At 75.4% G+C, this 21,089-nt stretch carries 22 protein-coding genes; 14 read left to right on the forward strand and 8 right to left on the reverse strand.

Annotated features, from left to right (window positions below):
* Positions 1–34: 34 nt before the first annotated feature.
* The 4 genes from ECOMGDLI_RS11485 to clpS all read right to left on the reverse strand — a co-directional run bounded on the left by ECOMGDLI_RS11485 (position 35) and on the right by clpS (position 2,678).
* Positions 35–841 carry an MBL fold metallo-hydrolase gene (locus ECOMGDLI_RS11485; protein ID WP_088316968.1) on the reverse strand — a complete coding sequence of 269 codons (807 nt, stop codon included), beginning with the start codon at positions 839–841 and terminating at the stop codon, positions 35–37.
* Positions 838–1,641, reverse strand: a complete 804-nt coding sequence (gene murI / locus ECOMGDLI_RS11490; protein WP_088316969.1) for a glutamate racemase — start codon at positions 1,639–1,641, stop codon at positions 838–840. The genes ECOMGDLI_RS11485 and murI overlap by 4 nt, the downstream gene beginning before the upstream one ends.
* A 77-nt stretch (positions 1,642–1,718) precedes the next feature.
* Positions 1,719–2,387 (reverse strand): DUF2017 family protein, encoded by a 669-nt coding sequence (locus tag ECOMGDLI_RS11495; RefSeq protein WP_088316970.1) that lies wholly within the window; start codon positions 2,385–2,387, stop codon positions 1,719–1,721.
* Positions 2,388–2,678, reverse strand: a complete 291-nt coding sequence (gene clpS / locus ECOMGDLI_RS11500) for an ATP-dependent Clp protease adapter ClpS (protein WP_233149862.1) — start codon at positions 2,676–2,678, stop codon at positions 2,388–2,390.
* Between the two features lie 108 nt (positions 2,679–2,786).
* On the opposite strand from clpS, the gene ECOMGDLI_RS11505 reads away from it, so the two are divergent.
* From ECOMGDLI_RS11505 to ECOMGDLI_RS33800, 5 genes are all read left to right on the forward strand, one after another.
* Positions 2,787–3,008 carry a helix-turn-helix domain-containing protein gene (locus ECOMGDLI_RS11505; protein ID WP_198954773.1) on the forward strand — a complete coding sequence of 74 codons (222 nt, stop codon included), beginning with the start codon at positions 2,787–2,789 and terminating at the stop codon, positions 3,006–3,008.
* A 65-nt stretch (positions 3,009–3,073) separates the two neighbouring features.
* Positions 3,074–3,730, forward strand: coding sequence for a Clp protease N-terminal domain-containing protein (locus ECOMGDLI_RS36435; protein ID WP_088316972.1), 657 nt, complete (start codon positions 3,074–3,076; stop codon positions 3,728–3,730).
* A 50-nt stretch (positions 3,731–3,780) separates the two neighbouring features.
* Positions 3,781–5,115 carry a nicotinate phosphoribosyltransferase gene (locus tag ECOMGDLI_RS11515; protein WP_198954774.1) on the forward strand — a complete coding sequence of 445 codons (1,335 nt, stop codon included), beginning with the start codon at positions 3,781–3,783 and terminating at the stop codon, positions 5,113–5,115.
* Between the two features lie 25 nt (positions 5,116–5,140).
* Positions 5,141–5,731: an isochorismatase family protein gene (locus ECOMGDLI_RS11520; RefSeq protein ID WP_088316974.1), complete on the forward strand. Its 591-nt coding sequence runs from the start codon at positions 5,141–5,143 to the stop codon at positions 5,729–5,731.
* 36 nt (positions 5,732–5,767) lie between these two features.
* Positions 5,768–6,628, forward strand: a complete 861-nt coding sequence (locus ECOMGDLI_RS33800; protein ID WP_143447658.1) for a hypothetical protein — start codon at positions 5,768–5,770, stop codon at positions 6,626–6,628.
* A gap of 62 nt (positions 6,629–6,690) precedes the next feature.
* Here the strand turns inward: ECOMGDLI_RS33800 and ECOMGDLI_RS11530 are convergent, their stop codons facing one another.
* The 3 genes from ECOMGDLI_RS11530 to ECOMGDLI_RS11540 all read right to left on the reverse strand — a co-directional run bounded on the left by ECOMGDLI_RS11530 (position 6,691) and on the right by ECOMGDLI_RS11540 (position 10,732).
* Complete coding sequence (locus tag ECOMGDLI_RS11530) at positions 6,691–7,515, reverse strand: RDD family protein (protein ID WP_158220978.1); 825 nt, start codon at positions 7,513–7,515, stop codon at positions 6,691–6,693.
* Positions 7,516–7,584: 69 nt separating this feature from the next.
* The gene (locus ECOMGDLI_RS11535) at positions 7,585–9,369 is read right to left on the reverse strand and encodes a diguanylate cyclase (protein WP_088316976.1); all 1,785 of its coding nucleotides are present in this window, start codon (positions 9,367–9,369) and stop codon (positions 7,585–7,587) included.
* 148 nt (positions 9,370–9,517) lie between these two features.
* Entirely contained in the window at positions 9,518–10,732 is a 1,215-nt protein-coding gene (locus tag ECOMGDLI_RS11540) for an ROK family protein (protein WP_088316977.1), read from the reverse strand.
* Positions 10,733–10,979: 247 nt separating this feature from the next.
* On the opposite strand from ECOMGDLI_RS11540, the gene ECOMGDLI_RS11545 reads away from it, so the two are divergent.
* The 7 genes from ECOMGDLI_RS11545 (at position 10,980) to ECOMGDLI_RS11575 (ending at position 17,812) form a co-directional block, all read left to right on the forward strand.
* The gene (locus ECOMGDLI_RS11545; RefSeq protein ID WP_088316978.1) at positions 10,980–12,257 is read left to right on the forward strand and encodes an extracellular solute-binding protein; all 1,278 of its coding nucleotides are present in this window, start codon (positions 10,980–10,982) and stop codon (positions 12,255–12,257) included.
* A gap of 4 nt (positions 12,258–12,261) precedes the next feature.
* Complete coding sequence (locus tag ECOMGDLI_RS11550; RefSeq protein WP_088316979.1) at positions 12,262–13,182, forward strand: carbohydrate ABC transporter permease; 921 nt, start codon at positions 12,262–12,264, stop codon at positions 13,180–13,182.
* Complete coding sequence (locus tag ECOMGDLI_RS11555; RefSeq protein ID WP_198954775.1) at positions 13,179–14,084, forward strand: carbohydrate ABC transporter permease; 906 nt, start codon at positions 13,179–13,181, stop codon at positions 14,082–14,084. The genes ECOMGDLI_RS11550 and ECOMGDLI_RS11555 overlap by 4 nt, the downstream gene beginning before the upstream one ends.
* The gene (locus ECOMGDLI_RS11560; RefSeq protein WP_198954776.1) at positions 14,081–15,067 is read left to right on the forward strand and encodes an ROK family protein; all 987 of its coding nucleotides are present in this window, start codon (positions 14,081–14,083) and stop codon (positions 15,065–15,067) included. The genes ECOMGDLI_RS11555 and ECOMGDLI_RS11560 overlap by 4 nt, the downstream gene beginning before the upstream one ends.
* Positions 15,064–16,302 (forward strand): N-acetylglucosamine-6-phosphate deacetylase, encoded by a 1,239-nt coding sequence (gene nagA / locus ECOMGDLI_RS11565; protein ID WP_088316980.1) that lies wholly within the window; start codon positions 15,064–15,066, stop codon positions 16,300–16,302. Before ECOMGDLI_RS11560 ends, nagA begins: the two co-directional genes overlap by 4 nt.
* 8 nt (positions 16,303–16,310) lie before the next feature.
* Complete coding sequence (gene nagB, locus ECOMGDLI_RS11570; RefSeq protein ID WP_088316981.1) at positions 16,311–17,093, forward strand: glucosamine-6-phosphate deaminase; 783 nt, start codon at positions 16,311–16,313, stop codon at positions 17,091–17,093.
* A 191-nt stretch (positions 17,094–17,284) separates the two neighbouring features.
* Positions 17,285–17,812, forward strand: a complete 528-nt coding sequence (locus tag ECOMGDLI_RS11575) for a hypothetical protein (protein WP_088316982.1) — start codon at positions 17,285–17,287, stop codon at positions 17,810–17,812.
* A 66-nt stretch (positions 17,813–17,878) separates the two neighbouring features.
* On the opposite strand, the gene ECOMGDLI_RS11580 is transcribed toward ECOMGDLI_RS11575, so the two are convergent.
* Entirely contained in the window at positions 17,879–19,285 is a 1,407-nt protein-coding gene (locus ECOMGDLI_RS11580) for an FAD-binding oxidoreductase (RefSeq protein WP_088316994.1), read from the reverse strand.
* Between the two features lie 66 nt (positions 19,286–19,351).
* On the opposite strand from ECOMGDLI_RS11580, the gene ECOMGDLI_RS11585 reads away from it, so the two are divergent.
* Positions 19,352–19,918, forward strand: coding sequence for an Lrp/AsnC family transcriptional regulator (locus ECOMGDLI_RS11585; protein ID WP_198954777.1), 567 nt, complete (start codon positions 19,352–19,354; stop codon positions 19,916–19,918).
* Between the two features lie 84 nt (positions 19,919–20,002).
* Positions 20,003–21,070 (forward strand): diguanylate cyclase domain-containing protein, encoded by a 1,068-nt coding sequence (locus tag ECOMGDLI_RS11590; protein ID WP_088316983.1) that lies wholly within the window; start codon positions 20,003–20,005, stop codon positions 21,068–21,070.
* The last annotated feature ends 19 nt before the right edge of the window (positions 21,071–21,089 follow it).

Raw genomic sequence — 21,089 nt, forward strand, 5'->3', positions numbered from 1 at the left:
CGGCCGGGGCACGGGGCGGGCCCCGGGGCAGACCCTAGACGTCGAGGACGAGCCCCGGCGCCGCCACCCGGACCGGCCCGTCGAAGGCGCCCTTCGCCTCGGCGAGGACGACGGCCCCGTCGGTCCACGGCGGCAGGTGCGTGAGCACGAGGGAGCGGGCGCCGGCCGCCGCCGCGACCTCGCCGGCCCGCCGGCCGGTGAGGTGCACCCCGCGGTGCTCGTCGTCGCGCCCCTCCTGGAAGGAGGCCTCGGCGAGGAAGACGTCGGCGTCCCGGGCGAGCTCGACGAGGGCGTCGCAGGTGTCGGTGTCCCCGGAGTACGCGAGGACCCGGCCCCCGTGCTCGACCCGCATCCCGTAGGCCTCGACGGGGTGGTCGACCCGCCGGGCGGTCACGGTGAACGGGCCGACCCGCACGGTGCTGCCGTCGTCCGGCTCGGCGCCCTCCTGGTCGACGTCCCCGACCCACGGCACGACGTCGTAGACGTGCTCCATCTTCCCGGCGCCGTCCTCGCCGTAGGCCTCCGAGAGCCGGGCGAGGGCGTTCGACGGCCCGTGCACCCGCAGCCGCGGCTGCGCCGGGCCTGCCGGGTCGTAGCGCCGGGCGACGTAGAGACCGCACAGGTCCATGAAGTGGTCGGGGTGCATGTGCGAGAGCAGGACGGCGTCGATCCCGTCGGGCCGGACGTGCCGCTGGAGCGCGCCGAGGGCGCCGCTGCCGAGGTCGACGACGACGGACACGGTCTCGCCGGTGACGTCGTCCGGGGCCTGGAGCAGGTAGCACGAGGCCGGGGAGTCGACGCCCGGGAACGAGCCGGAGCAGCCGACGACCGTGAGCCTCACGCGAAGACCCCGGCGTGCTCGGCGACGGTCACCTCGGGCCCGAGGAAGCGCCGCGCGAGCCGGGTGAAGGGCTCGGGGTCCCCGGTCGCGAGAAAACGGTGCTGCGGCGCCGGCAGGTCGGGGTCGCGCTCGAGGCCGTGCGCGACGAGCCGTCGGTAGACGTCCTTCGCGGTCTCCTCGGCGGAGTTGATGAGGGTGACGTCCTCGCCCATGACGTAGGAGATCACCCCGGTGAGCAGCGGGTAGTGCGTGCAGCCGAGCACGAGGGTGTCGACGCCGGCCGCCTTGACCGGGTCGAGGTAGCCGTGCGCGACCTCGAGCAGGTCGGCGCCGCCGGTGACTCCGCGCTCGACGAACTCGACGAAGCGCGGGCAGGCCATCGGGGTGATCTCGAGCTGCGGGGCCGCCGCGAACGCGTCCTCGTAGGCCTGGGAGGCGATCGTGGCCCGGGTGCCGATGACGCCGATCGCACCGTTTCGCGTCGCGGCCACGGCGCGCCGGACGGCGGGCTGGATCACCTCGACGAGCGGCACGTCGTACCGCTCGCGGGCGTCGCGCAGGGTCGCGGCGCTCGCGGAGTTGCACGCGATGACGATCATCTTGACGCCGGACTCGACGAGCGAGTCCATGACGGCGAGCGCGTGCCGGCGCACCTCGGCGATCGGCTTGGGCCCGTAGGGGCCGTGGGCCGTGTCGCCCACGTACACGATGGGCTCGTGGGGCAGCTGGTCCAGGACGGCGCGCGCGACGGTGAGTCCCCCCACGCCGCTGTCGAGGATGCCGATCGGTGCGTCGGTCACGCAGGCGAGCCTAAGCCAGCGCCCACCGCGGCGGTCGCGCCGGGACGGGTGTTCCCCCTCACGTACGCACAAGCGGCTCAGCGGGGCAGCTCGCGGACGAGCGACTCCTGCCACCACGTGAGCTCGTCGTAGAGCCCGGCCATGACGACCCAGGGCTCCTCTGAGTCGCTCATCCCGGACAGGACGGCGTGGATCATCTCCGCGTCCTGGTCCGTGCGCAGCCCGAGGCGCTCGGCGAGGACGAGCCGGACGTCGGTGAGCCCCTTGAGCAACGCCTGGGCCTCCTCGGCGTCGAGGACGACGGGGTCGGGACGGCGCAGCGCCGCACCGGCCCGGTCGAGGGTCGCACGCTTGCGGCTGCGCAGCCCCGCCTCGGTGAGCCGGCGGAACTCGGCGGAGACCTTCGGGTCCTCCCGGTTCGCGTCCGGCAGGAGCCGCGCGACCGCCGGGTCCTCGAACCGCTCGGCCGCCGGCCGCTCGTCGAGCGGCTCCTCCTCCAGACCGGCGCCGGCGGTGACCGCCGCGAGCCAGTCGTCGTCGACCCCGACGAGGTCGGCGAGCGGGTCACGCTCCCGTGCCGGGGCCGGGCCGGACGCCGGGTCGCCGTCGGCGGCGGGGTCGTCGTCCGCGCCCTCGGCGGCGAGCATCGTCCGGACGTCGGCGAGCAGCTGCGCCAGGACGGCACGCTCCGGGGCGGCGAGCATGACGAGGACGCGGTCCCCGGTGCGCCGGAAGGGGCCGCCCACTCAGCGGTCCCGCTGGAAGGTCGCCCAGAGCCCGAACTCGTGCATCGCCTCGGTGTCCCGCTCCATCTCCTCGCGGCCGCCCTTGGAGACGACGGCCCGGCCCTTCTCGTGGACGTCGAGCATGAGCTTCTTCGCCTTCGACTCCGGGTACCCGAAGTAGGTCTGGAACACGTACGACACGTACGACATGAGGTTGACCGGGTCGTTCCACACGATGGTGACCCAGCCCGAGTCGAGCAGCAGGCTCTCCTCGACCTCGGGCTGCTCGAGCTCGACGGGCGCCACGGACACCCGTCCACTGTAGGGCGCCCGGCGACCCTGTCCCGCGCAGCCCGCACCACCTGTGGATCCCGTCAGCATATGTTGACGATCCGCGGCACGTCAGCATATGCTGACGCCATGACGACGACCGGGACCCCCGCCGAGATCGCCAAGGACCTCGACAGCCTCGACCCCGCCGTCGGGCTGCGCGCCGTCGCCGCCCTCGGCCGCCTCCTCGAGCAGATCGAGACGCTCCAGGTGCGCAACGCCCGCGCCCGGGGCTGGTCCTGGCAGGAGATCGCGGCCGCGCTCGGCGTCACCAAGCAGACCGTCCACCGCAAGCACGGCAAGCGCCTCTGACCGCTCTGACAGCTCAGACCGCTCAGACCCGCCCCGCCCCACGCCGGACCACCCAGGAGGACCCCGTGTTCGAGCGCTTCACCCAGCAGGCCCGAGAGGCCGTCGTCCGCGCCCAGGACGTGGCCCGCCGTCTGGACCACCCCGCGATCGGCACCTCGCACCTGCTCCTGGCCCTGCTCACCAACGACGACGCGACGGCCCGGCTCCTGCGCGAGCGCGGGGTCACCGAGGAGGACGCCGAGCGCGCGCTGCGCCGGGTGCTCCGCCGGGACCCGATCGCCCCGGCCGGCGGTCCCGCGCCCGACGAGGACGCCGCGGCGCTCGCCGCCCTGGGCTTCGACCTCGACCGGATCCGGGCCGCCGTCGAGGCCGCCTTCGGCCCGGGTGCGCTCGAGGCCGCGCCGCCGGAGCCGGCCCCGCGCGGGCTGCGGCGGCTCGTGCGGCGGTCGCGCCGCCCCGGCGAGCCCGAGGTCGTCCTGCTGCGCGGTCCGGGCGGCGCGGGTCGCGGGCACATCCCGTTCGGCCGCGACGCGAAGAAGGCGCTCGAGCTCTCCCTGCGCGAGGCGCTGCGCCTCGGCGACGGCTTCATCGGCACCGAGCACGTGCTCCTCGGCCTGCTCCGCGGCGGCGACACGGTCGCCGTCGGGATCCTCGTCGAGCTCGGGGTCGAGACCGCCGGGCTGCGCCGGGCCGTCGAGGAGCGCCGCCGCCGCTCCGCCTGACCCGTCCGGCCCGAGGCGGTCCGCGGGGGCACGCCCTACGCTTGCCGATCGTGACCCCCGCGCGCGCCCAGGCCCACACGTCGGCTGCCGTCGCCTCCACGGCGCTGCTCACCGACCACTACGAGCTGACGATGCTCGAGGCCGCGCTGCGCAGCGGTGACGCGCAGCGCCGGTGCGTCTTCGAGGTCTTCGCCCGCCGGCTGCCCGAGGGCCGCCGCTACGGCGTCGTCGCCGGCACCGGCCGGCTCCTGGAGGCCCTGCAGCGCTTCGTCTTCGAGGACGACGAGCTCGTCGCGCTCGAGGAGGCCGGCGTCGTCGGCGCGGAGACGCTGCGGTGGCTGTCGGGCTACCGCTTCACCGGTGACGTGTGGGGCTACGGCGAGGGCGAGACCTACCTGCCCGGCTCGCCGCTGCTCGTCGTCGAGGGGACGTTCGCCGAAGCGGTCATCCTCGAGACGCTCGTGCTCTCGGTGCTCAACCACGACTGCGCCATCGCGGCGGCGGCGAGCCGGATGACGACCGCCGCGCACGGCCGGCCCTGCCTGGAGATGGGGTCGCGCCGCACCCACGAGGAGTCCGCGGTCGCCGCGGCTCGGGCCGCCTACGTCGCTGGGTTCGCCGGCACGAGCAACCTCGAGGCCGGCCGGCGCTACGACATCCCGACCATCGGCACCGCCGCGCACGCGTTCACGCTGCTCTACGACGACGAGCGCGCCGCCTTCACGGCCCAGGTCGCGAGCCTGGGCACCGGGACGACGCTCCTCGTCGACACCTACGACGTCATGGCCGGCGTGCGGACGGCGGTCGAGGTCGCCGGCACCGGGCTCGGCGCCGTCCGGCTCGACTCCGGCGACCTGCTCGAGCTCGCGACGTCGGTCCGCACGCTGCTCGACGAGCTCGGCGCGACGAAGACCCGGATCGTCGTCACGAGCGACCTCGACGAGTACGCGATCGCCGCGCTCGCGGCCGCCCCGGTCGACTCCTACGGCGTCGGCACGTCGCTCGTGACCGGCTCGGGCGCCCCGGCGGCCGGGCTGGTCTACAAGCTCGTCGCCCGCGAGGGGGCCGACGGCCGGATGGTCGGGGTCGCCAAGCGCAGCCCCGACAAGGCGAGCGTCGGCGGGCGCAAGTGGGCGATGCGGCGCCGGAGCGCGGACGGCGTCGCGCAGGCCGAGGTCGTCGGGATCGGGCACGAGCCGGTCGACGACGGCGACGACCGGATGCTCCTGCTCCCCCTCGTCGAGCACGGCACCCCGGTGGGCACCGAGCCGCTCGCGGCGGCCCGGGACCGGCACGCCGCCTCGCTCGCGGAGCTGCCCGCGACGGCCCGCCAGCTCTCGCGCGGCGAGCCGGCGATCCCGACCCTGCTCGAGCAGCGGTACTGACCGGCGCGCTCGGTAGGCTGGCGCGGTGACCAGAGCGCTCATCGTCGTCGACGTCCAGAACGACTTCTGCGAGGGCGGCTCGCTGCCCGTCGCCGGCGGTGCGGGCGTCGCGGCCGCGATCAGTGCGTACGTCGCGGGGCACCGCGCCGAGTACTCGACCGTCGTCGCGACGAAGGACTACCACGTCGACCCGGGCGCCCACTTCGCCGCGGAGCCGGACTACGTCGACTCCTGGCCGGCGCACTGCGTCGTCGGGACCGCGGGCTCGGACCCGCACCCCGCCTTCGACACCAGCGGGGTGGACGCGTGGTTCACCAAGGGCGAGACCGCCGCCGCGTACTCCGGGTTCGAGGGCGCCGCCGACCTCGGCGACGCCCGGGTCGGCCTGGCCGAGTACCTGCGCGGGCGCGGGGTCGCCGCCGTCGACGTCGTCGGCATCGCGACCGACCACTGCGTCCGGGCGACCGCGCTCGACGCCGTCGCGAACGGCTTCGCCACCCGCGTGCTCCTCGACCTCACCGCCGGGGTCGCACCGGCGACGACGGACGCCGCGCTCACCCAGCTCTCCGACGCCGGCGCCGAGCTCGTCGGCGAGCCGGTCGTCGCCGGTCGCTGACCGGCCGCCCGACCGACCGTCGATAGGGTCGGCGGCATGCCCGCGGACCGCTCCCCCGACAGCACCGACACCCCCGGCAGCCCCGGCACCGCCACGCCGCCGGTCGACCTCGCGCTCCTCGAGGCGGTCCTCGCGGACACCTCGGGCCCGGCGGCCCACGCGGCCCACCGGCTCGCGGACCACGCCGACCTCGTCGGCCCGCTCGTGCTGCGGGCCAGCGCGCTCGAGGAGTTCCGCGCGGCGCTGCCGGACGGCGTCCGTGACCTGCAGGTGCACCTCGTCGCCGACGCGAGCGACGAGCGCGACGGTCTGACGAACCTGCGCGAGGCCCGCAACGGGCTCTTCGACGAGGACCGCGTCGAGGTCGTCGGCGTCCAGCTCGCGCTCCCCCGCGAGGCCGACCCGGCCGCGGCCGCGGCGGTGCTGCTCGACATCCTCGACTTCAGCGCCCCGGCGTGGATCCAGGTGCCGCTCGTCGAGGGCTGGCCGGCGGCGCTCGACGTCGTCGCCGAGGACGGCACCGAGAACGTCGCGGTCGACGTCGCCTCCCCCGCCGCGGACCTCGCCGCGTTCGTCCGGCACGCCGTCGACCTCGGGGTCGCCTTCCGGGTGACCGGTGCGCCGGGCGCGCTCGCCGGCTCGGTCCGCGACCCGGGCGCGGGGCACGAGGTGCCCGGGCTGCTCAACCTGCTGCTCGCCGTCCGGGCCGCGACGGACGGGGCGGACGCCGGCGCCGTCGAGGCCCTGCTCACCGCGACCGGGTCGGCGGCGCTGGCGGCCGACCTGCGGACGACGACACCCGCCCAGGCCGCGGCGGTGCGCTCCGCGCTCGTGTCCGTGGACACCCCGGACGTCGGCGAGGTCGTCCTCGACCTTCAGGCGCTCGGTCTGGTCTGAGCCCCGGGTCAGCTGCCGGGCCAGCGGCCGGAGGTCAGCGGCCGGAGCTCAGCGGCCGGAGCTCAGCGGCTGCGGACGACGACGGTGTTCCCCGCCTTGTCGTGCAACGCCTGGCGGCGCGGGTCCCACAGCAGCCACACGCTGTCGAGCAGCCAGTACAGGCCGCCGACGTACGGCACGACCTGGACGCCCTCGCGCGTGACCCAGCGGGCGAGCGCCTGGGTCCACGTCGGGCGACCCTCGCGGTCCCAGCCGCGCACCCGCACGCCGGCGGCGAGCTTGCCGACGGTCGCGCCCTTGAAGCGGACGAGCAGCACCGTGTAGAGCCCGCTGACGAGCAGGGAGACGATCTGGAACCCGACGAGCCGGGAGGTGAGCTCGGGGTCGGCGAGCATGTCGCGGAACATCGTCACGACGTCGACCCGGGCGCCGCCGGCCGCCGAGGCGTCGAGCTTGTCCTGCAGCTCGGAGACGAACGGCAGGAGGAACGGCAGCCCGACGACCGCCGACACGGTCGAGGTGATGAGGTAGTCGAGGAAGCGCGCGACGAGGCGCACCCCCGGTGCCGCGAGCGGGACGCCGTCCGGCGTCGTGGGGCCGGCGAACGGCATCGGCCGCCACTGCGCGTAGGGCCCCTGGCCGGGCGGGCCGTACCCCTGCGCCGGGTCCTGCTCGTACCCCTGCCCGTAGCCCTGCTCGTAGCCCTGCCGGCCGGGGCCCGGGGTGCCGTAGGACGGTGCCGGGGCCGGGCGCGCGGACCGGCCGGCCGGTGCGGGCCGCTCCGGGCCCGGGCGCGTCACGTGGCTCCACTCGCCGCCGTCCCACCAGCGCTCGCGCGCGGGGTCGGCGGAGTCGGTGTACCAGCCGGGCGGACGGGAGGGGCTCACGGTCATAGCGTGCCTCACCCGGGGGCCGGTTCCGTACCGAAGGGCAGGGACGACCCGCCGGACGGCGGCTCAGGCCTCCGCGCGCAGCACGGCGGCCGCGGCCGTCTCGTCGTCCGGCGGGAGCTGGACGACGAGCGTCGGCCCCTCCGGGTCCTGCGGGGACCACGCGGACCGCACGAGGTTGCGCCCACCGCGCTTGGCCGCGTAGAGCGCCGCGTCGGCCCGGTGCAGGACGGCGTCGAGGTCCGAGACGTCGCCGCTCGCGACGCCCGCGCTCACCGTGAGCCGGAGCCCGGTCCGGACGCCGGCCCAGGGGTGCTCCTCGATCCGCTGCCGCAGCCGGTTGGCCGCCTCGACGCCGAGCGCGGTCGAGCCGCCGGGCAGGACGACGATGAACTCCTCGCCGCCCCAGCGGGCGACGTGGTCCACGGCCCGGACGCCGCGGCCGAGCAGCGTCGCGACCTCCCGGAGCACCTCGTCGCCGACGACGTGCCCGTAGCGGTCGTTGACCTCCTTGAAGTGGTCCACGTCGACGAGCACGAGGCAGGCCGTGCCGGACTCCGGCAGCTGGTCGAGGAAGCGCTCCATCGAGCGGCGGTTCGCCAGCCCGGTGAGCGGGTCCTGCTCGGCGGTGCGCATGAGGTCGGCCGCGCGGGCCTCGAGGTCGCGCCGCTCGCCCTCGGCGCCGGCCCGGGACCACAGCTGCCCGACGAACGTCGCGATCTGCCGCCGGTGCCGGGCCCAGGACCGCTCGCCGACGAGCCGGGCGTCCGCCAGGGCGCCCTGCAGGTCGCCGACCGCCTCCCGGACGAGCGAGCGCAGCTCGACGGCGCTCATGTGCTCGGCGACGTCGTAGTCCTCGCCGCCGACCTCGATCGCGGCGTCGAGCTCGGCGAGCGCCTCGCGGTGCCGGCCGAGCAGGTGCAGGCAGCGGCCGCGGACGAGGTGCAGGGCACCGGCCTGGCCGCGGCACGGCGGGTCACCGGCGGCGCTGCGCGCCGCCTCGAGCAGGGGCCAGGCCTGCACGGCCCGGCCGCGCTCGCAGAGGACGTCGGCGAGCAGCCGCGGCGCGTCGACGAGGCGGGCCGCGGCCGGCTCGGCCTCGGCGACGAGCCGGGCGGCGAGCCCCTCGGCACGGGAGAGCAGCCCTTCCCGGGCCGCCCCTGCCAGCCCCGGGCTCAGCTCCCGCTCGAGGTGGCGGGCCTGGTGGACGAGCGCCTCGGCCGCGTTGTACGTCGCGATCGACCAGCGCTGCCGGTCACCGACGAGCAGCATGTGGGCGATCGCGTGCTCGTAGAACTCGACCGCGCGCCCGTAGTCGAAGAGCTGGTAGCAGAGCATCCCGAGCGCGTTGGCGAGCCGGGCCTCGGCGAGCGGGTCGGCCGGGGCCTGGGCCAGGGCGTCGAACGCCAGCAGCGCCCGGACGGCGTTCTCCAGGGCGGTCGCCACGTCGTCGACCTGCGCGGCACCGGTCGCGGCGGCGGCGTAGCTCGTCGCGGCCCGGAGGACGTCGCCGTGCGCCTCGTAGAGCCGGGCGGCCTCGACGGCGTCGGCGTGGGACGCCGCGGCATGGCTGCGGTCGGGGGCCACGAGGTAGGAGCGGACGATGGCCCGGCACTCCAGGACGCGCGCCCGGTCGAGGTCGGCGAGGTCGCCGCGCAGGAGCCGGTCGACGTGCCCGAGCCACTCCTGGGTCGAGGCCAGGTCGCTGTCGAGCGGTGCCCGGTCGACGAGGTCGTCGACCCGGGCCGCCAGACCCGCGCGGGCGGCCGTGAGGTGGACCGGACCCGGGTCGTCCGGGGTGGAGGGCGCGCCGGCGTCCGGGCGGGCGGTGCCCGCCGAGGGCTCGGCCATGCGACCTCCTACCGGTGACTCCGGGGACCCCCGAGTGGGCCGACGGACATCTCCCCCGGTCCCGAGGAGCACACGGCAGTGGACCGGTCAGCACAGAGCGTAGACGACTGAGAACGCAAAGTCGCCGATCGACGCGGCGCCGAGGAGGTCAGAAGGCGACGTGCAGCGCCTTCGAGAGCACGAGCGCAGCGGCACCCCGCAGGGTCGCGACGTCGTCCGCCGTCCCGAGGACGACCCGGGTCGGGCCGCCGGGGTGGGCGAACGCCCGCTCCCGCGCGGCGACCTCGACGGCGGCCCGGAACGGCTCGCCGGCACCGGCCGGGTCCCCGTGGAGGATGAAGAGGCCGACCCCGAGCACCTGCTGGAGGTTGGCGATGCCGAGCGCGACGTCCTCGGTGTAGCCGGCGAGCACCCGGCCCGCCGCGGCGTCGCGGGACGCGAGGGCCACGAGCCCGGCGAGGTCGAGCGTCGCGGCCCCGGGCAGGCCCGCCGCGGCGGCCGCGGCGTGCAGCGCGTGCCGGTTCGCGAGCATCTCCCAGCAGCCGCGCCGGCCGCACCGGCAGACAGGACCGTCGCGGTCGACGACCGCGTGGCCGACCTCGCCGCCGGCGCCGCGCGCGCCGCGGTGCAGCGCGCCGTCGAAGATGAACCCGGCGCCGATCCCGGCCCCGACGTACACGGAGGCGAACGAGGACTCGCCACGGCCCGCCCCGAAGAGCAGGTCGCCGAGCGCCTGCGCCCGGGTGTCCTGGTCCAGGTGGGCCGGCACGCCGGTGTCGGCCTGCACGACCTGCGCCAGCGGCAGACCGTCGAGCACCGGCGCCAGCCCGGCCCGGACGACGACGCCGGCCTCGGTGTCGACCATCCCGCCGACCGCGATCCCGATGCCGTGCAGGGCCACCCCGGCCCGGGCCATCGTCCTGCGCATCGCGGTGGTGATCCGCCGGGTGACCCCGTCGGCGTCCACGTCGGCCGGGAAGGACGACGACGTCACGGCCGTCACCCGGCCGCCCGCCGTGACGACGGCGGTCTTGACGCCCTGCGGCAGCACGAGCATCGCCCCGACCGGCCACCCGTTGTCGGAGAACCACAGCGGGCGCGCCGGCTTGCCGCCCTGGACGCCGCTCGCGAGGGGCTCGAGCTCCTCGAGGAGCCCGTCGTCGAGGAGCGGGGTGACGATCTGACCGATGGTCGCGCGGGTCGACCCGGTGAGCCGGGCGAGCTCGGGGCGCGGCAGCGGGCCGTTCGCGTAGAGGGTCTTGAGCACACGGGCACGGTTGAGCTCACCGGCCAGCGAGGCGGAGACCATCGCCGAGGCCCGGGGCGGGCGGCGGGGCGGTGCGGACGGGGTGGACGTGCCCACGCGGGTCCCTTCTCGACGTCGGGCGGCCCGTCGATCGTACGGGCGTGCACGGTTTGTCAACGACTCATCCGATCCTAAGCGCCGATCCGGCGTTCTGACACCCCGCCACTGACCACGGATCGACCCGAAAATCGTTGTAAACGCTTGCGTTGCGGATCGGTAACACCCTTGACCGCTCTTCGGTTCGTATGCGAGTCTCACAAACTATCCCCACCCCACCGACGCTCGTTCCCCCAAGGAGAGTCGAATGAACAAGCGCTTCGCGGCGGCTGCCGCGGCCATCGGAGGCTTCGCGCTCACGCTGACGGCGTGCGGCGGCGGCACCGGCGCCGGGACCGCGGGCGGCGGCTCCGCGTCGTCCGGCGCGGCCGAGAAGGTGACCTCGATCAAGCTCGTCGCGGCGGAGTACTCCAAGGAGAACACCGCCGCGTTCTGGACCAAGTTCGCCGAGGCCTACAAGGCCAAGACCGGCATCACGCTCGAGGTCCAGGTCGTCAGCTGGAACGACATCGACCAGCAGAGCAGCACGATGGTCCAGAACAACAACCCGCCGGACATCCTCAACCTCAACGTCTACGCGAGCTACGCCAAGGACGACCTGCTCTGGAGCGCGGACGACGTCCTGTCCGACGCGGTGAAGAGCGACCTCCTGCCGAACTTCGTCAAGAGCGGCACGTACGAGGGCAAGATGTACGGCATGCCCGACCTGTCGTCGGCGCGGGCCCTGTTCTACAACAAGGACCTCTTCGCCAAGGCCGGCATCGCCGCCCCGCCCAAGACCTGGGACGAGTTCGTCACCGACGCGAAGAAGATCAGCGCCCTCGGCGACGGCACCGTCGGCTACGCGATGCCGCTCGGGCCCGAGGAGGCCCAGGCCGAGTACTCGATCTGGATGTTCAACAACGGCGGCGACTGGAAGACCGACGGCAAGTGGTCGATCAACTCCCCGCAGAACGTCGAGACGCTGAAGTTCCTCAAGGACCTCTCGGTCACGCAGAAGGTCACGCAGAACAACCCCGGCAAGACCAACCGCACCGACGGCGCCTTCGCCCTGTTCCAGTCCGGCAAGGCCGGCATGGTCGTCGGGTTCTCGCCGCTGGCCGCCACGCTCGACAAGGACGGGAAGGTCTCCTACGGCACGGCGGCCATGCCGACGAAGGACGGCGGCGAACCGTCGACGTACGGCGTCACCGACTACCTCATGGCGTTCAAGAAGCCGGGCAACCAGGAGGCCGTCAAGGCGTTCTACGACCTCTACTACTCGCCGGACCAGGTGAACACGTTCATCAAGAACGAGGGCTTCCTGCCGGTCACGCAGTCCGGTCTCGAGGTGTTCGCCTCGGACACCAAGCTGACGACCTACCTCGACACGCTGACCGGCGCGAAGCTCACGCCGACGGACGACCCGGGCTGGGACCGCGTCAAGCTCGCCGTCCAGCAGTCGATCGGTGCCGCGGTGGCACCGGACGGCGACCCGCAGGCCGTCCTCGACTCCCTGCAGAAGCAGGCGGAGTCCGGGAGCTGACCGGGTGACGGCCACTGCTACCGGGTCCGGCGCGGGCACGTCCCGCGCCGGGCTCGGCGTCACCGCGCTGTGGCTCGGCCCGGCGCTCGCGCTCATCGTCGGGGTCGTGCTCTACCCGGCCGTCGAGCTTGTCCGGGCCTCGACGAGCGACTACTCGATCACCGGCCTGCGCAAGGGCGCGGCCGGGGCGGACAACTACCGCCGTGTGCTCGAGCACCCCGACCTGTCGACCGTGCTGCTCAACACCGTCGTCTGGGTCGCCGCCGTCCTCGTGCTCTCGATCGTCATCTCGCTCGGGCTCGCCCAGCTCATGAGCAAGGAGTTCTTCGGCCGCCGGCTCCTGCGGTGGGCGGTCATCGTGCCGTGGGCGGCGTCCCTCGTCATCACGGCCCGGCTCTTCATGCTCCTGCTCGACTACAACTACGGGATCCTCAACCAGGTGCTCCTCTCGGCCGGGATCGTCGACACCCCCGTCGACTTCCTCGGCGACGACCGGTTCACGATGCCGTCGATGATCGGCGTGGGCACGTTCGTCACCCTGCCGTTCACCGCGTACGTGCTCCTCGCCGGGCTCAAGGGCATCCCGGACGACGTCTACGAGGCGGCCCGGATGGACGGCGCCTCGCCCTGGCAGGCGTACACCCGCATCACCCTGCCGCTGCTGCGGCCCGCGCTCATGGTGGCGACGGTCCTCAACATCATCTACGTGTTCAACTCGTTCCCCATCGTCTACACGCTCAACGACCGCAACCCCGGTTTCGCCCACGACACGACGATCACCTTCATGTACAAGCTCGCGTTCAAGAGTGCCGAGAAGAGCGTGGGGATGTCCGCGGCCGCCGGGGTCTTCAACGTGCTGCTCATCCTCGTCGTCGTCCTGGCGTACCTGCGCATCTCGAACTGGAAGGAGGCGACGGACGCGTGAGCACCACGAGCATCGCCCGGCCCGCGGCGTCCGGACCGGCGGGCCGGACGGCCGGCCCCGCCGTCCAGCGGCCCCGCGGCTACCGCCGGGTGCGGCCCTACGTGCTGTCCGTCGCGGGCCTCGCGGTCGCCGCGCTCTTCGCGCTGCCCTACGTCGTCATGCTCCTCGACGCGCTGCGACCCAGCGGCGACGTCCTCGCGACGCCGCCGTCCTTCCTGCCGCGGGAGTGGCAGTGGGGCACGTTCGGCACGATCCTGTCCGACGCCCGGTTCCTGTCCTGGCTGAAGTCGTCGCTGCTCGTCGCGTCGGTCTCGACGGTCGTCGTCCTCGTCGTCGCCGTCCCCGCCGCCTACTTCACCGCCCGGTACCGGTTCCGCGGCAGGACGGCGTTCCTCCTGCTCGTCCTCGCGACCCAGATGTTCTCGCCGACCGCGCTCGTCGTCGGGATCTACCGCGAGTTCTTCCAGCTCAACCTCGTCAACACGTACATGGCGCTCATCCTCACGAACGCGGCCTTCAACCTCGCGTTCGCGATCTGGATCCTCCAGGGCTTCTTCGCCTCGATCCCGCAGGAGATCGAGGAGGCGGCCCACCTCGACGGCTGCGGCCGGTTCGGGACGCTGTGGCGGGTCATGCTGCCGCTCACGCTGCCCGGGCTCGTCACGACCGTGACGTTCACCTTCATCGCGGCGTGGAACGAGTACGTGGTCGCCCTGACGCTCATCCAGGACGACGCCCGCAAACCGCTGACCGTCGGCATCAGCTCGTACGTCACCGGCTACGAGCAGAACTGGGACCAGCTCTTCGCGGCGTCCGTCATCGCGATCGTGCCGGTCGTCATCCTCTTCGCCGCGATCGAGAAGCACCTCGTCGGCGGGCTCACCGCGGGCGCCGTGAAGTGAGCGCGACCGGCCCCGCCAACAGCCCCGCCAACAGCCCCGCCGACGGCGTGCACCTCGGGCTCGACATCGGCGGCACCAAGGTCCTCGGCGTCGCCGTCGACGCCGCGGGCGGGGTGCTCGCCGAGGTCCGGCTGGCCAGCGAACCAGGACCGGAGCGGGTCGTCGCGGTGGCGGCCGAGGCGGCCCGCTCCCTCGCCGGTGCGCTCGGCGCCCCGCTCGACGCGCTCGCCGGGATCGGGGTCGGGGTGCCCGGCGTCGTCGACGCGCGCCGCGGGGTCCTCTCGCACGCGGTGAACCTCGGCGTCGACGGCGAGGGGCTCGCGCTCGCCGACCGGCTGCGGGAGCGGACCGGGCTGCCGGTCGCCGTCGAGAACGACGTCAACGCGGCGGCCGTCGGCGCGGCCCGGGTGCTCGGCCTCGACGGCACCGACCTGGCCTACCTGAGCATCGGCACCGGGCTGGCGGCCGGGCTGGTCCTCGGCGGCCGGCTGCACCGCGGCACCCGCGGCGGGGCCGGGGAGATCGGGCACCTCCCGGTGGACCCGCTCGGCCCGGTGTGCCCGTGCGGGCAGCGCGGCTGCCTCGAGGCGCTCGTCTCCGGCAGCGCGATCGCCCGTGCCTGGCCGGTCGAGCCGGAGGCGCTCGCGCCCGGTGAGGGCCCCTCGCACGCGCTGTTCCGGGCCGCGGCGGCCGGCGACGAGAAGGCCGGGCAGGTCCGGGACCGGGTCGCCGACCACCTCGCGGCCGCCGTCCAGCTCCTCGTGCTCACGGTCGACGTGGACGTCGTCGTCCTCGGCGGCGGCGTCGCCGAGGTCGGCGAGCGGCTGCGGCTCGCGGTCGCCTCGGCGCTCTCGCGGCGGGCCCGCGCCTCGGCGTTCCTCGCCTCGCTCGACCTGCCCGCCCGCGTGACGACGGTCCCGCAGGGGCGCCCGGTCGCCGCGGTCGGCGCCGCGCTGCTCGCCCCCGGCCGGGAGGCCCGATGACCCCGCCCGTGCTCCCGACGGCCGGGCACGTCCGGCAGGCCGGGCCGCCGCTCGTGCCGTTGCTGCTCGCCGGCGGCGACGTCCTCGACGTCGGGACCGCGACGTTCGCCCGCGGTGACGTGCTGCTCGTCGGCGGCCGCGTCGCGGCGCTCGGCGACGTCCCGGCGGACGACGTCCCGGCCGGCACCCACCGGGTCGACTGCACCGGGCTGCTCGTCACGCCCGGACTGGTCGACGCACAGGTCAACGGCGCGGCCGGCGCCGACCTCACCCGGGAGCCCGAACGGCTCGTGGACGTCGCCCGGGCGCTGCCCGCGTACGGCGTCACGGCGTTCGTGCCGACCGTCGTCACGGCAGCCGCAGGCACCGTCGAGCGGGCCCTCGCCGCGGCGGCCGCGCTCGCCACGGACGGCACGGCGCCCGCCGGGTCCCCCGTGCGGGCGTCAGTCGTCGGCGTCCACGCCGAGGGACCGTTCCTCTCCCCCGCGCGCCGCGGCGCGCACCCGCCGGCGCACCTGCGGGCCCCCGACCGCGCGTTCGTCGCCGGCTGGAGCCGGGCGGGCGGGCTCGTCACGGCCACCCTCGCCCCCGAGCTGCCCGGTGCCCTCGACGTCGTCGCCGACCTCACCGCACGCGGCGTCGTCGTCTGGGTCGGGCACACGCAGGCGACCTACGAGCAGGTCCTCGCCGCCGTCGCCGCCGGCGCCCGCGCCGTGACCCACCTCTTCAACGCGATGCCGCCGCTCGGCCACCGCGACCCGGGGCCCGTCGGCGCGGTGCTCGGCGACGACGACCTCGTCGCCGGCGTCATCGTCGACGACCTGCACGTGCACCCTGCGGTCGTCCGGGCCACCTGGAAGGCACTGGGGCGCAGTCGGTTCATGCTCGTCAGCGACACGACGGCCGCGCTCGGCCTGCCCGACGGGCGCACCGTCCTCGGCGACCACGAGGTCGTCCTCGAGCGCGGCGCCGTCCGGCTCGCGTCCGACGGCGTGACGCTGGCGGGCAGCGGGGTCGGCCTCGACCACTGCGTCCGCACGCTCGTCGCGGCGACCGGCTGCCCGCCCGCCGAGGCGTTCGTCGCCGCCACCCGGACGCCCGCCGACCTGCTGCGCCGGCCCGACCTGGGGCGGCTCGCCGTCGGCGGCCCGGCCGACGTCGTCGTGTGGACCCCCGACCTGCACCCGCGCACCGTCGTCGTCGGCGGGCGCACCGCCGCGCCCGGACCCGCCTGAGGAGTGTCATGGAGGTCGTCGTCCTGCCCGACGCGGACGCCGTCGGTCGGCTCGCGGCGGACGCCGTCGAGGCCGTGCTGCGCACCCGCGAACGCCCCGTCCTCGGGCTCGCGACCGGGTCGAGCCCGCTCGCGACGTACGCCGAGCTGCGTCGCCGGCACCGCGAGACCGGACTGTCGTTCGCGCACGCGACGGCGTTCCTGCTCGACGAGTACGTCGGGCTGCCGGCCGGCCACCCGCAGCGCTACCGCGCGGTCATCGACGCCGAGCTCACGTCGCGGGTCGACCTGCGGGAGGGCTCCGTGCACTCCCCCGACGGCGACGCCGCCGACGTGCCCGCGGCCTGCGCGGCCTACGAGGCGGCGATCTCGGCGGCCGGCGGGGTCGACGTCCAGCTGCTCGGGATCGGCTCCGACGGGCACCTCGGCTTCAACGAGCCGGGCTCGTCGCTCGCGTCGCGGACCCGGATCAAGACCCTCACCGCTCGCACCCGTGCCGACAACGCGCGCTTCTTCGACGACCCCGGCGAGGTGCCGCACCACGTTCTCACGCAAGGGATCGGGACGATCCTCGACGCCCGGCACCTGCTGCTCCTCGCGACCGGCGCGGGCAAGGCGGACGCCGTCGCGGCGGCGGTCGAGGGGCCGCTCGCCGCGGCGTGCCCGGCGTCCGCCCTCCAGCTCCACCCGCACGCGACCGTCGTCCTCGACGAGGCGGCCGCCAAGGGCCTCGCCCGGGCGGCGTACTACCGGGAGGTGTACGCCGGGAAGCCGGCGTGGCAGCGGCTGTGACGCCGGCCGGCCGGGCCGCGGCAGGTGCTAGCCCTTCGAGGCAGCGCGGACCGCGACCTTCGGGCACGCACCGACCGGGCCACCTGGCGTAGCCCGCAGGTGCGATGGGAACCGGTACCCGGGGCCTGCGAGAAATGGTCCATCGCCCGGCGCCGCCCCCGACGCGGTGCCCGACCGGAAGGACCACCCCGATGACTGCCCTGACCCCCACGACCCGCCGCCTCGCCGTGATCGTCAGCGCGCTCGCCCTGACCGTCGGCGGCGGTGCCGCGACCGCCCTCGCGGCGTCCGGTGCCCCCGCCGTCGCCCGCCACGGCGCCGACGACCCCGCGAACCACGACGCGAACGACGACAAGGGCGGCCTGCGGCCCCGCAGCGCGAGCCCGACCGCGAGCGCCTCGCCGACGGCCTCCCCCTCGGCCTCGGCGAGCGCCTCGCACGACGCCGGCGACGACAAGGGCGGCCTGCGCGGCGGCCACGGCGCGGACGACGGCGCGACCGCCGGCACCCACCGGCGCAACCGCGGCGCGGACGACGGTGCGACGCACGACGCGGGCGACGACCACGGCCGCCGGCACGGCGGCCACGGCGCCGACGACGGTGCCTCGCACGACGCGGGTGACGACCACGGCGGCCGTCGCGGCGGCGGCCACGGCTCCGACGACCGGGGCGGGGACGACCACGGCGGCCGGCACGGCGGCCACGGCTCCGACGACTGACCCACGACCGCCGGTTCTCGTCGTCCGCCACCGGGTACGTGGCGGCGGACGACGAGAAGCGGTGACCTACAGCGAGAAGACCTTGCCCGGGTTGAGGATGCCCGTCGGGTCGAGCGCGGCCTTGACGGCCCGGTGCACCGACAGGCCGACCGGGCCGACCTCGCGCTCGAGCCACTCGCGCTTGAGGACGCCGACGCCGTGCTCGCCGGTGATCGTGCCGCCGAGCTCGAGACCGAGGTCCATGATCTCGCCGAACGCGAGCCGGGCCCGCTCCGCGTGGTCTTCGTCCGACGCGTCGAAGACGACGTTGGGGTGCGTGTTGCCGTCGCCGGCGTGCGCGACGGTCCCGATGACGACGCCGCGCCGCTCGCCGATCGCGGTGATGCCGTCGATGAACTCGCCGAGCCGGGTCCGGGGCACGCAGACGTCGTCGACGAGCGTCGTCCCCCACGCCTCGAGCGCGGTGAGGACGGCCCGCCGGGCGGCGAGCAGCAGCTCGCCCTCGGCCGGGTCGTCGGCCTCGACGACGTCGGTGGCGCCGCACCGGGTCGCGACCTCGCCGATCGCCGTCACCTCGCGCGCCGCGACCTCGCCGCCGGAGTCGGACTGCCAGATGAGCATCGCCGCGCAGTCCTCCGGCAGGTCGCTGCGCAGGTACTCGTTCGCGGCCCGGATCGAGACGGCGTCCATGAGCTCGAGCAGGCTCGGGACGTGCCCCTCGGCGACGACGGCGGCGACGGTGTCGGTCGCCGACCGCATGCTCGGGAAGAGCGCCGCCGCCGTCCGGGGCCGCTGCGCGGCTGGGCGCAGCATGAGCGTCGCCTCGGTGATGACGCCGAGGGTGCCCTCGCTGCCGACGAAGAGCTTGGTGAGGTCGTAGCCCGCGACGCCCTTGACGGTGCGCCGGCCGGTGCGAAGCACCTCGCCCGAGGCGAGCACGACCTCCAGGCCCATGACGTAGTCGGTCGTCACGCCGTACTTCACGCAGCACAGGCCCCCGGAGTTCGTCGAGAGATTGCCGCCGATCGAGCAGAACTCCCAGGACGACGGGTCGGGCGGGTAGTACAGGCCCTGCGCCTCGACCGCACGCGACAGGTCGGCGTTGAAGATGCCGGGCTGGGTGACGACGAGCCGGTTCGCGGTGTCGATCTCGAGCACCTGCGTCATCGGCGCGGTGCTCACGACGATGCAACCCTCGATGGCGTTGGCGGCGCCGGAGAGCCCGCTCAGCGCGCCCTGCGGCACGACCGGGACCCCGAGCCGGCTCGCCGTCCGGAGGGCGTGCTGGACGTGCGCGGTCTCCCGGGCGAGGACGACGGCCGCCGGCACCCCGGCCGGGCAGAACATCGCCCGGTCGTGCCGGTAGGACTCCATCCGCGCCGGGTCGGTGACGAGGACGTTCTCCGGCAGCCCGGCGGCGAGGGCTGCGACGACCTCGGAGGCGGGCGGCGACGACACCGGCGCGGCAGACATGCGACTCACCCTAGGTCGGCCGGGGCCGCAGCGGCAGAGCGGGCCGGCTGCGGCAGGATTCGGGGCGTGGACGCCCGTGGACGCCTCGACCCCCTCGACGCCGCCCTCGTCACGCTGCTCGCCGAGGAGCCGCGCACGAGCGTGCTCGAGGCCGCGCGCCGGCTCCAGGTGGCCCGCGGCACCGTCCAGGCCCGCCTCGACCGGCTGCAGCGCGAGGGCGTCGTCACCGGCTTCGGCCCGGACGTGGACCCGGGCGCCCTCGGCTACCCGGTGACGGCGTTCTGCTCGGTCGAGATCCGGCAGCGCGCGGGCGACGAGACCGGGCCGTCGGGCCGGGCCCGGACCCCGACGACGCACGACGCCGTCGCCGCGCACCTCGCCGGGGTGCCCGAGGTGCTCGAGGCCCACACCGTGACCGGCGCCGCCGACCTGCTCGTGCGGGTCGTCGCCCGGTCGAACGCCGACCTCCAGCGCGTCATCGACCGGGTCCTGGAGAGCCCGCACGTCGTCCGGCTGTCGACGACGATCGTGCTCGCGACGCCGCTGCCGCACCGGACGCTGCCGCTCGTCCAGGCGACGGGGCGGGCGACCGGGCAGCCCCCGGAGCCGTCGGGAACTCATCCGTTCGGGTGATCACCCGAACGGCTCAAGGTTTCGCCCCGACCTGCCGACAACGGTCCGGACACCGGTCACGGATCGCGGACGGCGGGAGGACGCATGCTGGTGGTGGTGGCGACGACCCTGCTCGCCCTGGTCGCGACGGGGGCGGCGGTCGTGGCGTGGACGGTCGCCGTCCGGCGCGCGCACGAGGCCCGGCAGGCGGTGGCGACGGCGACCGCGTACCGGGCCGTGTTCGACCACGCGCTCGTCGGGATCGCGGTACTCGCGGCGGACGACGCCGGGCCGGCCCCGGTCTGGCGGGTCGAGGACGCCAACCCCGCGTTCGGGCACCTGCTCTGCCGCGAGGTGGCCGGCACCGCCTGGCCCGACCTGCTCGCCGCGGCCGACGCGGACGACGCCGCCCGCACCCTCGCCGCGCTCGCCGACGGGCGGCTGTCCGCCTGGCACGGCGAGCACGCCGTCGAGATCGCCGGCCGCACCCGGAGCATGCACGTCTCGATGGCCCCGCTGCCGACCCCGGCCGGCGGGCCGCGCCGGCTCGCCGTCCACGTCGTCGACGTCACCGACCGGGTCAGCGAGCAGACCCGGCTGCGCGACCTCGCGCTGCACGACGCGCTCACCGGGCTGCCGAACCGGGCCCTGCTCGCCGACCGGCTCGACCTCGCCCTCGCCGGGACCCGGCGCACCGGCGGCCGGGTCCTCGTCGCGTTCTGCGACCTCGACGATTTCAAGACCGTCAACGACACCTCCGGCCACGCCGCGGGCGACCACGTCCTCGTGACCGTGGCGCACCGGCTGCGGGAGGCGGTCCGGCCGGCCGACACCGTGGCCCGGGTCGGCGGCGACGAGTTCGTCGTCCTGTGCCCGGACGTCCCCGACGAGGCCGTCGCCCACGACATCGCCGGGCGGCTCCTCGCGGCGCTGCGCACCCCGGTGCTGCTCGACGGGACCGCCTGCCACCGGGGCGGGAGCATCGGCGTGGCGCTGTCCGCCGCGGGCCGCGGCACCGACGCCTCCGCGCTGCTCCAGGCCGCCGACATCGCGATGTACCGGGCCAAGCGCTCCGGCAAGAGCGCGGCCCACCTGCTCATCCTCGCGGACGACGAGGACGTCTTCGTCGACGGCGTCGTCGACGTCCGCGGTGCCGACCGGCTCAGCGCCTGACCCACCCGGCCGCCCGACC

It is taken from the genome of Kineosporia sp. R_H_3, assembly GCF_002198675.1.
Classification (GTDB): domain Bacteria; phylum Actinomycetota; class Actinomycetes; order Actinomycetales; family Kineosporiaceae; genus R-H-3.

What these genes read in the sequence shown, in the direction of transcription:
- ECOMGDLI_RS11505 (WP_198954773.1), top strand. Translation starts at nt 2,787, where the DNA reads ATGACGACGACCGGGACCCCCGCCGAGATCGCCAAGGACCTCGACAGC.
- ECOMGDLI_RS11545 (WP_088316978.1), top strand. Translation starts at nt 10,980, where the DNA reads ATGAACAAGCGCTTCGCGGCGGCTGCCGCGGCCATCGGAGGCTTCGCG.
- ECOMGDLI_RS33800 (WP_143447658.1), top strand. Translation starts at nt 5,768, where the DNA reads ATGCCCGCGGACCGCTCCCCCGACAGCACCGACACCCCCGGCAGCCCC.
- ECOMGDLI_RS11535 (WP_088316976.1), bottom strand. Translation starts at nt 9,369, where the DNA reads ATGGCCGAGCCCTCGGCGGGCACCGCCCGCCCGGACGCCGGCGCGCCC.
- ECOMGDLI_RS11575 (WP_088316982.1), top strand. Translation starts at nt 17,285, where the DNA reads ATGACTGCCCTGACCCCCACGACCCGCCGCCTCGCCGTGATCGTCAGC.
- ECOMGDLI_RS11580 (WP_088316994.1), bottom strand. Translation starts at nt 19,285, where the DNA reads ATGTCTGCCGCGCCGGTGTCGTCGCCGCCCGCCTCCGAGGTCGTCGCA.
- nagA (WP_088316980.1), top strand. Translation starts at nt 15,064, where the DNA reads ATGACCCCGCCCGTGCTCCCGACGGCCGGGCACGTCCGGCAGGCCGGG.
- ECOMGDLI_RS11590 (WP_088316983.1), top strand. Translation starts at nt 20,003, where the DNA reads ATGCTGGTGGTGGTGGCGACGACCCTGCTCGCCCTGGTCGCGACGGGG.
- nagB (WP_088316981.1), top strand. Translation starts at nt 16,311, where the DNA reads ATGGAGGTCGTCGTCCTGCCCGACGCGGACGCCGTCGGTCGGCTCGCG.